This window comes from Paenarthrobacter sp. 10L420 (assembly GCF_056395385.1).
This window is the reverse complement of sequence record NZ_JBFTJK010000002.1, coordinates 204,260-218,232: the sequence shown is the minus strand read 5'-3', so window position 1 is coordinate 218,232 and position 13,973 is coordinate 204,260. Positions and strand designations below refer to the sequence as shown.

The window sequence follows — 13,973 nt, the reverse complement described above, 5'->3', positions numbered from 1 at the left end:
ATTTCAGTGCCCTGCAGTACCGGGCAGCCATCCAAGCGGCGGAGCAACATCGCTGTCGAAAGCCCCGTGCAGCCGCTCCATCAAGGTCCAGGCGCGGCGGCTCGCCGCACTGCGGGTCCTCGCTTCGTAGCCGCTTGCCGCCCGCGCGTAACAGAGGGCCGCCTCTGCGAATTGCCGGTCTGCAGAGAGACTCTTGCCGGCGGACTCAAGCAGCTTGGGATCATTGCCCAGCAAAGCCGACGCGAAGGTTCCCATCGCCGCCGCGCGGGCCCCCCGCAACGAGGCGGCAAGCTCACCAAGGCGGCGCTGCACCACGAGGTCCTCGACGGCGAACTTGCTTGCGTTGAGCGTCATGAGGGTCAACGCCTCGGCCTCCATCAAAGGACTTTGCTGGCCATGGAATGCCTCGGCTACCGCAAACAAGTGGCTCGGTTTGCGCGAAACCTTGTCCTGCGCAGCCGCCACGAACAGGGCGCTCAGCTGGGGCAACAGACCTTGATCAGAAAGGCCTTCACGAGTTGGGCCGGCGTGGGCGGGACTGTTGTGGGCGGGGCTGGCGGGGGTTTCGCCGGCTGCGTCCTTTCCCGCCACCAAGCTTTGCTGCACTCTTGCCATGGCCTGCTCCGAATCACCGCACAGCGCAGCGGAGTACGCCAGCATCGCCGATGCCAGCTGAAGAACCGGCGGCAGGCCGGCGTCGTGCAGTTCAGCCACAACGGGTTCCAGCGTTCGCAAGGCGGGCCGGGGAAGGCCCTGGCTGAGCTGCGCATATCCCCGCGCTACTTCCAGGCACCAAGCCAGGTGCGCTGGTACCGCGTAGGCCCACGGGCAATCCAGGAGGGCGTCCACCTGGCTCCATGACAGGTTGTGTCGCAGGTGGAAAACGTGGCGGAGGAGGACCCCTGGCCGGAACATTTCCAGCGCCGGATCGGCATTGATGGCGGCCAAGGCAGCGGAAGACTTTTCCAACGCTTGTGGAGCGTCACCGGACAGCAGGAGCTGTTCGGCCTCATGGACATTCCGCATGACCCGGGAGGCTGGATCTGAAGGTTCCTCCAGCCCTTGCGACCCGCCGTCGGGCTTTGGCGGCATGGGTGAGGTCGCTCCCAACAGGCTGAGGCCCATCAACCGGGAAGCAGCCTCGGCCTCCACCTCCGCCTGCACTCCTGCGCCCACCAGTTCACGCAACTCCGGTGCTGCTTCTTTGAGCTGTCCTTCGGCAATGAGTGCCCGGGCACGGAGCATCCTGGCTTCATTCCGGTGACTTGAACCGTTGATGCCCACGGAAGCCCGGATGGCCAACTCAGCGGTGGACGGTTTATCAGCCGCAGGCGCTGCGGCGAGGATGAGTTCGTCGGAGAGGCTCAGCCCGCAATCGAGCGTCCAGGTCATCCACCTCAGCATTGCGGGTGCAGAATCCGCCGTGAGTCCCGGCTCCTCGATGCCAAGCCGGAGGGCCCTGCTGCGCGAGTGGGGAACGGACAGCCGGATGCCCTCGCCCCTCAGCCATGAACTCGTACGGACAAGCGGCGGCCTTCCAGGCAGCACCCGGATGTCGTGTGAGTCAAGAAGGTGTTCCACGGCTTTCTGGCCGAAGTGGTGCTCAACAACATCCAAGGCCAGGGGCTCGGCGAGCGCAATAACCTCCAACGCCTTCAGTTCTTCCGCAGCATGCTGGGAGATGTCGGCCCGGACATGCTCAACCACCCCTGGCCATTGGCAATGTGCCCGTACGTCCATGGTCCAGTAACCGTCGCGCTCCACCAGGAGGTGGGCGTTGCGTGCATCCTGGATGGCGAGGCAAAGGAGTCCTACGTTGAATCCGCACATCGCCGCCAGGAGACTGCTGGCGCGTCTTTGAACCTTTCCGCCCAGTACGTCCTCGGACAGAGCCTGTGCCTCGCTGAACGTAAAGGGAGCCAGGAAGTACTGCTCGAGAAATCCTTCTTCCCACAATTGGTACAGATCCGGCGGAAGCGGGCGGCGGCTGTCCGCCGTCGCCACCAAGGTGGCTCCGAATCCCGGCATCAGCTGCAACAAAACCGCGAGGGATGCAGGATCAACGAAGTGGATGTCGTCCACGAGGAGGACCAGTGGAGGCCGTTTAGGCTCAGGGTGACGCTTGCCTCGACGCCGTGCAAACGGTGGTGTGTACAGGTATTCCGCTGGACCCAGGCTTTGGGTGAGCGCCCGCAGGACATGAAGTCCGGGGAGGGCCGTTTGTTCGCCGGAGGGCTCTACTGGTGCGCTCAAAGCACCATAGACGGTTGTCTGGAGTTCCGGTTTGCCGGCGAATGTGCGAACGTCCACGGAGTCCGGGAGTCCTGCTTTGATGGAGAGCAACAAATGGCTCTTTCCAGATCCCCTGTCGCCGGTCACAACTATGCCGTTGCTGGAAGGAGATGGTACTGCCGAAAGGATCAGATCCAGGATCTGCTTCCGGTCCGGGAATGTTGGCGGCCTCAGCCCGACTGTGACAATGTCTTGGTCCAGCCAGGGGTCCGGCAACATGCGCACTCCAATAGCAGCAGTCCCTTGGTCCGGGAGAATTTAGGCTTCCGCGAGTTTGCGGGATCCCTGGCCTAGAAGCCGGCGACGGCTGGGGGGAGAGTCTCGGTCTCAGAAGACTCTGTCGCCGCCGGCTTCGTCCAGGGCCGGACCGCCTCTCGACGGCCGGAGCACCGGCTAAAAGAGACCACCGATGCGGTATTTCGATATGGAATTCGGGGGATGCTTGGGGCTTTCCTTCCTTCCAAGATCAGTTAACCGCGTGCCGGAAATCAGAACACCAGTAATCGGTACTCGATTAGTAGGGCGGTTTCCAGGCCCCGATACTCTGTTGTACTCAGTACCTTGGAGGGGCACTACTTGGTCCCGCCGGGGATAAGGCCCGGGTTACTCCATTGATTGGTGGTAATAGGTGCAGTACCGCGTCCACGTGGTGCTTGCGGGCGTCGGAGGCTACTCAAATTGCCGTGCGTCAATTGCGGACAGCAGCCCCAAGGTCCTCGCGCCGGCGGATGCCCAGCTTGGCATAGCTGCGGTACAAGTGACCCTCCACCGTGCGGACGGAGACCATGAGTTTCTCTGCGATCTGACGGTCAGTGAGTCCGGAAACGGCCAGCGCCACAATATCCTGCTCCCGCCGGGTCAGGGGCACGGACCGGTCTACCTCGGTGTGGGGGTCGTGGAGCTGTGTGTCCCCAAGGCTGGCCTCGCTGACGTCGCGCAGCACGGCCGCCTGCCGCGCCTCCGGGCGCTTGCCCTCGGCATCAAAGGCGATGGCGGCCTTGTCGAAAGCTGTGGCCGCTGGCCCTGGCATGCCTCCAGCGGCCAGCAGATTGCCCGCGTTAACGAAAGCATCGCCGGCGCCGTCCACCTGGGCGGTCGCCAGCATGTGCCAACCGCCTGCCCATGCCCCAGCCATTGACGAGGCAGTCTCCCGGATCGGGTCCATTACGTGCTGGTCCCCCAGCTCTGCCCTGAGGACCAGGTTCTGGAGCAGGACGCCCGGAAGTTGATGCAGATGCGTGGAATCAGGGAGGCTCCGCAGCTTCTCCAGCCCTGTTCCTTTATTCAAATGCTCCTTGGCAGCCAGGGTAAAGATCTCAGCCAGGGCTTCAACATAGGCGCCACCGGCAGCCGGGACCACTACTGTATCCACGGACAGGCGTTGGGCCAGTTCGTTATTTCCTGACCTGGCGGCAGCATAAAACGCTAGCGCGTTGCCCAGACGGCGCAACCTCTGCGGGTCCTTCACGCGGAGGGCCTCCACCGCGGGCGTCAGCACAGCGCTGGCTTGTTCCAAACGTCCCTGCCGGAGCAAGGACAGTCCTTTGAGCGCCTGGATGTCGCCACCGAACGTTATAAGCCCCATGGCGGAGCTGGCGGCATAGCGGTTCAGCGCGGCTTCGGCTGCCGCCCAGTCACCGGATTCCAACGCGGCCAAGGCATAGCGGACTAGGATGAAGTCCGTGAAGTACAGGAGGTCGTCATGGTGTTCATCCAGCAACACCAGCGCTTCCCTGCCCATCTCCAATGCCTGCACCGCCTGGCCCTCCACCATCAGCAACTCGCACTGCATGGCCAGCAGGAAAAGCTGGTTCATGACGAAATCCGGCTCGTCCACGGCAAGACCGGCCTGGAACGTGGCAAGTCCCTCGCGCAGCTCCCCATAGCGGCCGTCATGGGCCAGCGCCGCCAATTCCAAAGCTGCAGCATGCCGTCGAATTTGCAGGACCACAGGGTCCTGGGCGTTGCGGCCCGCCACTAGCGCGTCAGCGGCCGAGTGAGCGTCCGCCAGGATGTCACCCGAGCTGTCCCCCATTGCGGACCTTGCAGCCCCCCACAGCAGTCCGGCACCCAAGGGCCCGGACGGATCGGCGTCCAGGAACCCTGCATCTTCCCCGAGCAGCTGCACGGCACTGCGGTAGTCGCCGTCGTTGTATTTGACCATTGCCATGACGGCACGGGCACGGGGACGCAGCGCTTCGGAGCGAACCTTGGCAGCGGCCTGCAGCGCGAGTGGATTCTGCAGGAGTTTTGCGGCGAGGAACGCCGCCCGCAGCAACTGTTCGTCCTCGACGTCGGCACCACAGTCCAGCGCCCAACTCACCATTCGAAGCAGACCCTCCGCCGTGGAGGGCTCCGCGGGCAGGTGCTGGACCATACGCTGGCGGATCTGGAGGCTGCGGGCGGGCGAAACGATGTGGCGAAGCGCCTCACCATACATCGGGTGCCACATTTTCACCGGACTACCAGCGCCATTACTGGAAGTCACGAGCCTGTTGTCCATCAGCGACCGCAGCGTATCCCTGCCCACAAGCGCGTCGAGTACAGCGGCGGGCACGGGTTCGGAAAGGGCGATGATGTACATCGCCTCCCGTTCAGCCTCGCTGGTTCGCAGGACTTTGTTCCGAACCACTTCAGAGAGGCCCTCGCCGGCGCCGGAGAGGGCACTCGTGAGGAACCAGACGCCATTTCGGCGCACCAGGTTTCCGTCAGCCTTTGAGTCTTCCAGGAGGCAACGGAGCAGCAGGGGGTTGCCCTCCGAAACAGAATGCAAAACATCTGTGGTGCTTGCCATGACCGACCCACCCAGGGTTTTCCCTGCGAGCTCGGCCACTTCTTCCTTTTCCAGGGGATGGAGTTCGAAGCGCTCTGCCAAGCCGTCGTACCAGAGCTGGAGCAGGGCAGGAGGCAGTCCGGGCCGTGGCCTGCTGGTAGCCACGAGCCGCGCCCAGCCAGCCGTCACCAACTCGGCCAGAATCTGGCTGCTGGCCTCATCGAGGTCATGGGCGTCGTCCACTACCAAAAGGAGCCTTGCACCTTCGCTTCCGCGCCTTTTCTCGAACTGGGACCAAAACTCGCGGAGGATAGCCACTGGCGACGTGGCCTGTTCCACAGGCAGGTCCAGGAGATACGGCGCCAGGACACCGAAAGGAACAGCGGACAGGGCGGGGCTGCCATGGATCCGCATCACCACCATTTCGCCGGCCAAGCGGGCGGCGATCTCTTCGGCCATGGCCGTTTTACCGATGCCGGGGTCGGCAAGGAGCAGGACGGCGCCCGCCCCCTCCTGCCTCAATATTTCAGTCGCCAGGTCCAACTCGGCGTCCCTGCCAACAAGGTACTCAGCCTGCATGGGCACGCACCCGGTTGACGGAAACTACACTCCTCAACTCACAGGAGACCATTGAGCTCGCCTCGCGATGAGACGCCGAGCTTGGTAAATACTTGGTACAGGTGTCCTTCAACGGTCCGCACAGACACCCCAATATCCATAGCGATTTCACGATTGCTGACACCCTTTCCGGCCAGTTTGGCAATTTGCCGTTCACGCTCGGTCAACACCGGTGCGTCGCTTCGTGGTTGGATCGGCAACGCCGAGACCGATTGTTCCAGACGCTCAAGCCTAAGCTGCGCGGTCCGGGCAGCCGTGGTTTCACCGGCATTGCGGGCAAAGTCCAAGGCCATGGCCACGCACCTGGCTTCCACCACCAACAAATCCAGTGCAGCTGCGGCGTCGGCGGCAGCCAGGAGAGAACGCGAACTCCGTTTCAGGGATCCGCGGGCGAGGTCGCGGGCGATCTGCGCCAAAGGGCCTTGACGGTTCTCGGCAATTTCCTCCAGCAATTTGTACTCGGCGTCCGTGCCCTCCACTGTGGCGCCAAAAAGGCAAATCCCGGCCGTTGTAAAGCGACGCTTGTCGATGTCCTGCTGGACCCTGGCCAGCAGCCGCGGCTTGACGTCCGGGTCCCCCATCCATCGCCCTGCCATTTCAGCGCAGAACTCGGCAACGGACTCGGAGAAATATGTCCCAACACCCCGGCAAGTGCGGTACAGGTCAAGGTACCGTCCGGCTTCGAGTGAATTGCCCAGCTGTGCATAGGCAAAGGCGGTAGCAGCGTAGGCAACCTTGACCATGTTCATGGCCGGGCGAAGCTCAAGCTGGGCGGCGGCGGAGCGCAACGGTTCGATCGCGCTGGAGGGCTTTCCGGCGTAGGCGTAGGCAAGGCCCACGCCCAGTTCGGTGATTGCACCGCGATACTGCAGGCGCGAAGGTGTGGAGGGCGTCCGCCGCATGAGCTCGATGCATTTCCGCCATTGTCCGGAGAGCAACAGCACTCCGAAAGCCTCCCGGGCGAAGGACTCCTCCAACTGCGCCGGCCTGTCATTGTTCCCCAGCTGCCGGGACACGGTACGTGCCAGTTGCTGCGCTTCCAGTTCCCGGCCCATCACGCATCGGGTTTCCATGAGGCAGAACGCGGACTTCAGCCAGTGTTCCCGGTCATCGGCCGGGTCCTTGACCAGTTCCTTTTCCAGGTCCTCGGCCACAGCTGCGTACTCGCCCATATAGGCCTGGTATTCGTAGTTGCAAAGAAGGAGCCTGTTCCGGGCCCGCGTGATCAGCTCCGGCGCGTAGGCCTCCGGATTCGAAACCATGGCCTCCAACGTTTCACTTGCCGCCGTGATCACGCCGGGCACCATTGCCGAACGGCCGTCAATCCATGTCATGGCCTGGCATTTCGCAGCTGTTACTTCGGCAAACTCCATGGGGTCCAAAGCTGCAATGTGCGCCTCTGACACCTCATCCAAGGCCTGGGCAGCGTGCAGGGGCAGATCCAGCATGAGGTAGGCAGCTGACTTCAGTCGCTGCCCCGCCACCCACTCGGGGTCCTTGGGATCCAGTGACAGCGTACATTGGATGGCAAAGTTGGGATCGTAATCATCCAGGGCAGCCCGTCCTGCTGCCAGAGCATGTGCTGGCGACGGAGACGGTTCGTCCTCACAGGCGTGCATCCAGGCGGCGTAGCTCAGCAGATCCTGTGGAGCCAACCCACCCAGCTCCGGCTCCTTGGGTCCAAGAAGCATCAACCTCAGCTCGCGACGCCGCCGCGTACTCAGCCAGCCCCGGACAACCTCACCGACGTAAGCGTCGCGAAGGGAAACCCAGTGCTCGCCGTTCCGGTCAACGGCGAGCAGCCCGGATTCCTCCATCTCCACAAGCACTTCTGTGCCAAAGATTGCAGCCAGATCCACGAGTGTCGCGCGCTGCGCGCAGGCCAGGACCTCGACGACGGTCCGATTGGCCTGCGGTTCGCGCGCCAACCTGGAACGGACAAAGTCCTCCACAACCGTGGCGCCTTCAAGCTTGATACGGTCCCTGAGCGTCCACACGGAATCGTTCAGGACGAGGTTGCCGGAATGGCGCTGCTCATCCAACAGCGCGTGCAGGAGCATCGGATTCCCACCGACGGCGGAGTGGAGTGAGCCCACCAGCGTGGAGGAGACGTAGTGGCCCAGTACCGAACCGAGAACCTGCTTCGTCTGTTCTTCGCTGAGCGTATTCAGGTGGACTTCGCCTAGTTGCTCCTCCAGCACCAGCCGATGGAAATCAGCGGGGAGATCGCTGGAACGTTGAACAGTGGCGATCACCTTTGCTGTTCCAGTGGCCATCAGATTCAGCAGCACGCCTGTACTCATGGGATCCATACCGCCAGCATTGTCCACGATGAAGACAGTCTGGCGGCCCGCAGCTTCTGCACGGATCAGGGACGTGATCGCATGGAGAATGCCCGTGGGTGAACTGACGGCCTCGGACGGCAGTCTCGCCAGGAGGAATCCGAGGCACCCGTAGGGAGTCTGGCCATTGGCCACCGTGTTGCGCAATTGCAGGCTGTGGATCTTGGGACCCAGGGAGGAAATTACTGCCCGGGCCAAGCCCGACTTGCCAATTCCCCGTTCGCCCGTGAGCACCACGCCGTACGATTCCGGGGACTCAAGGTGCTTGGTGGCCCGGGAGAGATCCTGGCTCCTGGCCAGCAGTGACCATGTTTGCCGATCGGATGGACCGCCCACAAGGTCCGGAGCCGCAGCCCTCGCTGCGCCTCCACCGCCTCTGTTTAGCAACTCCGCCGACATTCGCATCCTTCGCTACAACATCCGCGACAGTCCCCCACCGCTTACCTGCGTACCATGCACACTACCTCCGGGCGCCGACAGTTTGGTAGGGCTAAGGGCGCCTCGAATCATCAGGCTTTCCTCAGGCTTTCCTCAAGATTTGCTCAAGTTCTTGCGGCATGATGCTTCTGCTGCGCCGCCAACAGCCCCTCATTGACCAGCAGTTCCACCGCGTCAGCCGCCTCGTCCAGCAGAAACGGCAATTCCTTCTTCTCGGCCGTTGCGAAATCCCGCAGCACAAAATCAGCGGTATCCATACGTCCCGGAGGCCTGCCCACCCCTACCCGCACGCGCAAATAGTCCTTCGTTGCCAGTGCCTTGGAGATGTCGCGGAGGCCGTTATGACCACCCTCACCGCCACCTATCTTGAGCTTGACCGTGTTGAAGGGAATGTCGATCTCATCATGGACGGCAATAACGTGGTCCGGCGCGATGTCGAAGAAATTGCTCAAGCCCGCCACAGGACCACCGGAAACGTTCATGTAGGTCATGGGCTTGGCCAGCACTACGCGGGGTCCGCCTATCCCCAGCCGACCCTCTACTACCTGGGCCCTGGCCTTGTGGGTCTTGAACTTGCCGCCCATCCGCGATGCCAGCTCGTCAAGCACCATCTGGCCCACGTTGTGCCGGTTGTTGCTGTACTCACTGCCGGGGTTGCCGAGGCCAACTATCAGCCAAGTGTCAGTCATGGTCTCATCCTAGGGAGTCTTGTCAGGGAATCGGGTCAGCGATGGGGGTCCCGGAGTTGCGTGGGACGGAAGAAGAAAGTGGCCGGGACCCAAGGGGTACCCGGCCACTCAAAAGGCGTTTGCCTTACATAGTCAAAGACTACTCAGCTGCTGCCGTGGTTTCTTCTTCAGCTTCAGAAGCGGTCTCGGAGATACGGACCACCAGGGTGTCGCCTTCGGTGAGCAGGGTGGAACCCTTCGGCAGGACGAGGTCCGATGCGTGGATGTTCTCCCCAGCCTTACGGCCTTCGATGTCAACCTCGACGGCGGTGGGCACGTGGGTTGCCTCGGCCTCAAGGGAAACCGTGGTGGCTTCGAGGCTGGCAACAGCACCCGGAGCAACTTCACCGGAAACATGGATGGCGATGTCGACGGTAACCTTCTCGCCGGCCTGGACGGTCTGGAGGTCAACGTGCTCGATGATCTGCTTAACCGGGTCGCGCTGGATGTCCTTGACGAGCGTCAGGTGCTGCTCGCCGTCGACGTCGATTGCCAGCAGGGCGTTGGAAACGCGGACAGCCAGCGTGGTGGCGCGGCCGGGCAGGTTGATGTGGATCGGCTCTGCGCCGTGGCCGTAGATGACAGCCGGGATCTGGCCGGCCATGCGTGCACGGCGGGCAAAACCCTTGCCGAATTCGGTGCGCAGTTCTGCGGTGAGCTTCTGCTCAGACATGTGTACTCCTTGATTACTGTGGCGTCCGGGAAATTCCGGACAAGTCGATCAGCAAGGGCGGAGGTCTGTGGACCTTCTACGCCCGGCGATCGTTGCTGTCCAGCAGCAAAGCCCGCCTGTGTCGAAGGAGATGCAGACCCAGTCGATAACGGAGACCCGCAATTCCGGTTCAAAACGCGCACCGGATGTGCTCTCCCTCGCCAAGGTATCCCCAAGAGTTTACCAGCGGATGCCTGCATTACTGAAAACGGGCCATCCGCACGCCCTGGAGGCAGCGGATGACCCGTGATGTCAGCAGTCCGGCGTCAGGCTTTGCCGTCGAACAGGCTGGTGACGGAACCGTCGTCGAACACTTCACGAATGGCGCGCGCGATCAACGGTGCGATCGACAACACCGTGAGCTGCGGGAAGCGCTTCTCTGCCGGGATGGGCAGGGTGTTGGTGACAACAACTTCGCGTGCGCCGGAATCAGCGAGGCGCTGCGCTGCCGGATCCGAGAAAACGGCGTGCGTGCAAGCGATGATGACATCCTTGGCGCCGGCGTTCTTCAGGACCTGGACGGCGCCGGAGATGGTTCCACCGGTGTCGATCATGTCGTCAATAAGCACGCACGTGCGGCCTTCAACCTGGCCAACAACGGTCTTGGAGACGGCCTGGTTGGGCACCGTGAGGTCGCGGCTCTTGTGAACGAATGCCAGCGGGGCACCGCCCAGTCGTTCCGCCCACTGTTCGGCCACGCGGACGCGGCCGGTGTCCGGCGAAACAACGGTGATGTTGTCCGCCTCCACTTTGGTGCGAATGTAGTCGGCAAGCAGCGGGATCGCCATCAGGTGGTCAACGGGGCCATCGAAGAAGCCCTGGATCTGGGAGGTGTGCAGGTCCACGGACATGATGCGGTCCGCACCGGCGGTCTTGTACAGGTCCGCTACCAGGCGGGCAGAAATGGGCTCGCGGCCGCGGCCCTTCTTGTCCTGGCGGGAGTACGGGTAGAACGGTGAAACAACCGTGATCCTCTTGGCAGAGGCGCGCTTGAGGGAGTCGATCATGATCAACTGCTCCATGAGCCAGTTGTTCAGCGGGGCCGGGTGGGCCTGGATGACGAAGGCATCCGTGCCGCGCACGCTCTCGGCTGAACGGACATAGATTTCCCCATTGGCGAAGTCATAGGCGTCGATGGGCAGGAGCTCGGTCTCCAGCTCCTTCGCGATTTCCTGCGCCAGCTCCGGATGTGCCCTTCCGGCGGCGAGAATCAATTTCTTCTCGCCGTGTGCGGTAATTTCGCTCATGCCTGTTTGCCCTCTTCTGTGGTTGCTGGAGATTGTGAGGATGTGGGGGCGGGGGTCAGCAGGGAGTCCTGCGCGGCCTGCGCCAGCTTCGCGGAGACAGTGCCCGGGCGGTTGTCTTGCACCCAACCTTCGACGTTTCGTTGTGCGGCCAGGCTAAGGGCGAGGGCTCCCGGCGGGACGTCTTTGCGGACGACGGCTCCGGCGCCGCTGTAAGCGCCATCACCCACAGTCACCGGAGCCACGAAGACAGTGTTTGAACCAGTCCGCACACCCGAGCCGATCACCGTGCGGTGCTTCTTCTCGCCGTCGTAATTCGCGGTGATGTTGCCACAGCCGATGTTGGTGTCCTCGCCGATTTCAGCGTCACCTGCGTACCCGAGGTGGGACAGCTTGGAACCGCGGCCGATGGTCACGTTCTTGGTTTCGTAGAAGGCGCCGATCTTGCCCGTCTCCCCCAGTACCGTGCCGGGGCGGAGGTAGGTGAACGGTCCAACGCTTGCTTTGGCGCCGATAGTGGAACCTGAGCCATGCGTGCGGGTCACTTTGGCGCCTTCGCCAACGTTGACATCGGTCAGCGTTGTATCGGGACCCACGACGGCGTCCCTCGCCACCGTGGTGGAACCGTGCAGTTGCGTATTGGGCAGCAAGCGGACGTCTTCATCGAGCGTCACCGTGGAATCGATCCAGGTGGTGGACGGATCCACTACGGTCACGCCCGCCCGCATCCAGGACTCGACGATGCGGCGATTCAGCTCGGCGCCGAGCGCGGAAAGCTGGATGCGGTCGTTGGCGCCCTCAACCTGCCAGCGGTCCTGGGTGACGACGGCGGCAACCCGGCCACCGGCGTCGCGCGCCAAGCCGAGGACATCGGTGAGGTACATCTCGCCCTGCGCGTTGTCAGTGGTGACCCGCGTCAGCGCATTCCGCAGCACAGCGGCGTCGAAGGCGTAAATACCGGAGTTGACCTCAAGGATGGTGTGCTCGGCTTCGCTTGCGTCCTTGTGCTCGCGGATGCCGGTGACTGTGCCGTCTTCGGCGCGTAGGATGCGGCCGTAACCCGAGGCGTCGTCCAAAACGGCAGTGAGCACTGTAACGGCGTTGCCCTGGGCTTCATGCGTGGCCACGAGCTCGCCCAGCAATTCGCCGGTCAGCAGGGGTACATCCCCATAGGTGACAACCACAGTGCCGGTGAGCTCCGCTTCGGCGTCGAGGGCCTTGAGGGCAACCTCCACCGCGCGTCCCGTGCCGGCGATCTCGTCCTGGTCAACGATCACGGCTTCCGGATCCAGCGCGGAGACGTGTTCTGCGACGCGATCGCGCTCGTGTCGGACAACTAGGGCCAGCTTCAGGGGCTTGATGGAACGGGCGGCGAGGAGCGCGTGACCCACCATGGAGAGGCCGCCGATTTCGTGGAGAATTTTGGGAGTCCGCGACTTCATTCGCGTTCCGGCACCTGCAGCCAAGACGATGACTGCTGCGGGACCGGTGGTTTCGGGGCTCACGTACTGGCTCTCCTTGCTCGGTTTTGTCCCGGGTAACCCGGCTTCGGAATGCTGCCATTCCAACTATGGACCCAGGCACCGTTCGAGCTGTTCCAGGTACAGAGTGGAGCGCATTTTCCGACCGTTCCGCCCATAGGATTCGAACCTATACTCCACGGCTCCAAAGGCCGGGGTGCTGCCATTACACCAGAGCGGACCGCGCATGCTTGCACCCCCAGGCGGCAGGGCCTGACGGTTTCCCGGATCACCGGGATGCACACACAAGAATCTAGTTTGCCATGACCTTTGCATGGTTCGCGACTTGACCCGCTGCGACGGGTCTCCAGATGCCCTGTTACGGCGCTTCCGGACCAGCCGCGCGGCGGGTTAGGGCATGATGGACACGTGAGCAAGCGCACTGAACTTTCCCGGCCCGCAGCCGGCCTCGAGCCTCTGGGAGACCGCCCTGTACGGTTGCGGATGACGGGACAACAGCGCCGCTCCCAGCTCATCGGCATTGGCCGGGCGCTCTTCGCAGCCAAGGGCCTTGACGGCACCACAATTGAAGAAATTGCCGCCAGTGCGGGCGTCTCCAAGCCCGTGATCTACGAGCACTTTGGGTCCAAGGAGGGCCTCTACCGGCAGGTTGTCGAAACCGAATTCCGGATCCTCCTGGACTCCATCACCGAGGCACTGAGCACGGAGGCCAAACCCCGCGTCCTGGTGGAGCGGGCAGCACTGGCACTCCTTGGCTACATCGAAGACCGCACCGACGGCTTCCGGATCCTCATGCGCGACGCACCGCCCTCACAACCCGAAGGCGCCTTCTCCACGTTGCTCTCCCACGTCACCGCCCGGGTGGAACACCTGCTCTCCGACGAATTCGCCCGCCGCGGATTCAGCGCTGCCGACGGCGCAATGTACGCGCAGATGCTCGTTGGAATGGTGGCGATGACAGGCCAATGGTGGCTGGACAGCCGTGAGCCGGACAAACGCGCGGTGGCAGCTCACCTGGTGAACCTGGCGTGGAACGGACTGACCGGGCTGCAGAAGGAGCCCGAGCTCCGCTCCGACGGCTGACCCCATCCTTCTCTCACATCCTGCGCCGTTTTTCCCCACGCTCTCTCACATCCCCACGTCTTTCGCCCCACGCTCTCTCACATCCCCACGTCTTTCGCCCCACGCTCTCTCACATCCCCACCCGGGGCCCTGCGGTCGGACTCTCGTCGCTGGCCTGGGGAGTGTCGGATAAACGGTGGATCCAGGGGTTGGCAGAGGCAGGCCCTGTGCGGGAAATGAAAGAGCATCCGCCAAAAATGGGCACGACGTGAAAGAACGTTCC

Annotated in this window: 8 protein-coding genes and 1 tRNA gene; 1 reads left to right on the top strand and 8 read right to left on the bottom strand. The window is 62.9% G+C overall.

What is annotated here, in order from left to right:
• Positions 1-3 precede the first annotated feature (3 nt).
• The 8 genes from AC1DD5_RS06215 to AC1DD5_RS06180 form a co-directional block, all read right to left on the bottom strand.
• Positions 4-2,511 carry an ATP-binding protein gene (locus tag AC1DD5_RS06215; RefSeq protein WP_477520884.1) on the bottom strand — a complete coding sequence of 836 codons (2,508 nt, stop codon included), beginning with the start codon at positions 2,509-2,511 and terminating at the stop codon, positions 4-6.
• Between the two features lie 469 nt (positions 2,512-2,980).
• Entirely contained in the window at positions 2,981-5,644 is a 2,664-nt protein-coding gene (locus tag AC1DD5_RS06210; RefSeq protein ID WP_477520883.1) for an AAA family ATPase, read from the bottom strand.
• 38 nt (positions 5,645-5,682) lie between these two features.
• Positions 5,683-8,424 carry a helix-turn-helix transcriptional regulator gene (locus tag AC1DD5_RS06205; protein ID WP_477520882.1) on the bottom strand — a complete coding sequence of 914 codons (2,742 nt, stop codon included), beginning with the start codon at positions 8,422-8,424 and terminating at the stop codon, positions 5,683-5,685.
• Positions 8,425-8,567: 143 nt separating this feature from the next.
• A complete protein-coding gene (pth, locus tag AC1DD5_RS06200; protein ID WP_442006306.1) occupies positions 8,568-9,152 on the bottom strand; it encodes an aminoacyl-tRNA hydrolase in 585 nt (194 codons plus the stop codon).
• A gap of 139 nt (positions 9,153-9,291) precedes the next feature.
• The gene (locus AC1DD5_RS06195; protein ID WP_442016780.1) at positions 9,292-9,864 is read right to left on the bottom strand and encodes a 50S ribosomal protein L25/general stress protein Ctc; all 573 of its coding nucleotides are present in this window, start codon (positions 9,862-9,864) and stop codon (positions 9,292-9,294) included.
• Between the two features lie 305 nt (positions 9,865-10,169).
• A complete protein-coding gene (locus tag AC1DD5_RS06190; RefSeq protein ID WP_159697849.1) occupies positions 10,170-11,150 on the bottom strand; it encodes a ribose-phosphate diphosphokinase in 981 nt (326 codons plus the stop codon).
• Entirely contained in the window at positions 11,147-12,652 is a 1,506-nt protein-coding gene (gene glmU / locus AC1DD5_RS06185; protein WP_477520881.1) for a bifunctional UDP-N-acetylglucosamine diphosphorylase/glucosamine-1-phosphate N-acetyltransferase GlmU, read from the bottom strand. The genes AC1DD5_RS06190 and glmU overlap by 4 nt, the downstream gene beginning before the upstream one ends.
• 124 nt (positions 12,653-12,776) lie before the next feature.
• Positions 12,777-12,848: transfer RNA gene (locus AC1DD5_RS06180), tRNA-Gln, on the bottom strand.
• Positions 12,849-13,111: 263 nt separating this feature from the next.
• On the opposite strand from AC1DD5_RS06180, the gene AC1DD5_RS06175 reads away from it, so the two are divergent.
• Positions 13,112-13,711 carry a TetR/AcrR family transcriptional regulator gene (locus AC1DD5_RS06175; protein ID WP_477520956.1) on the top strand — a complete coding sequence of 200 codons (600 nt, stop codon included), beginning with the start codon at positions 13,112-13,114 and terminating at the stop codon, positions 13,709-13,711.
• The last annotated feature ends 262 nt before the right edge of the window (positions 13,712-13,973 follow it).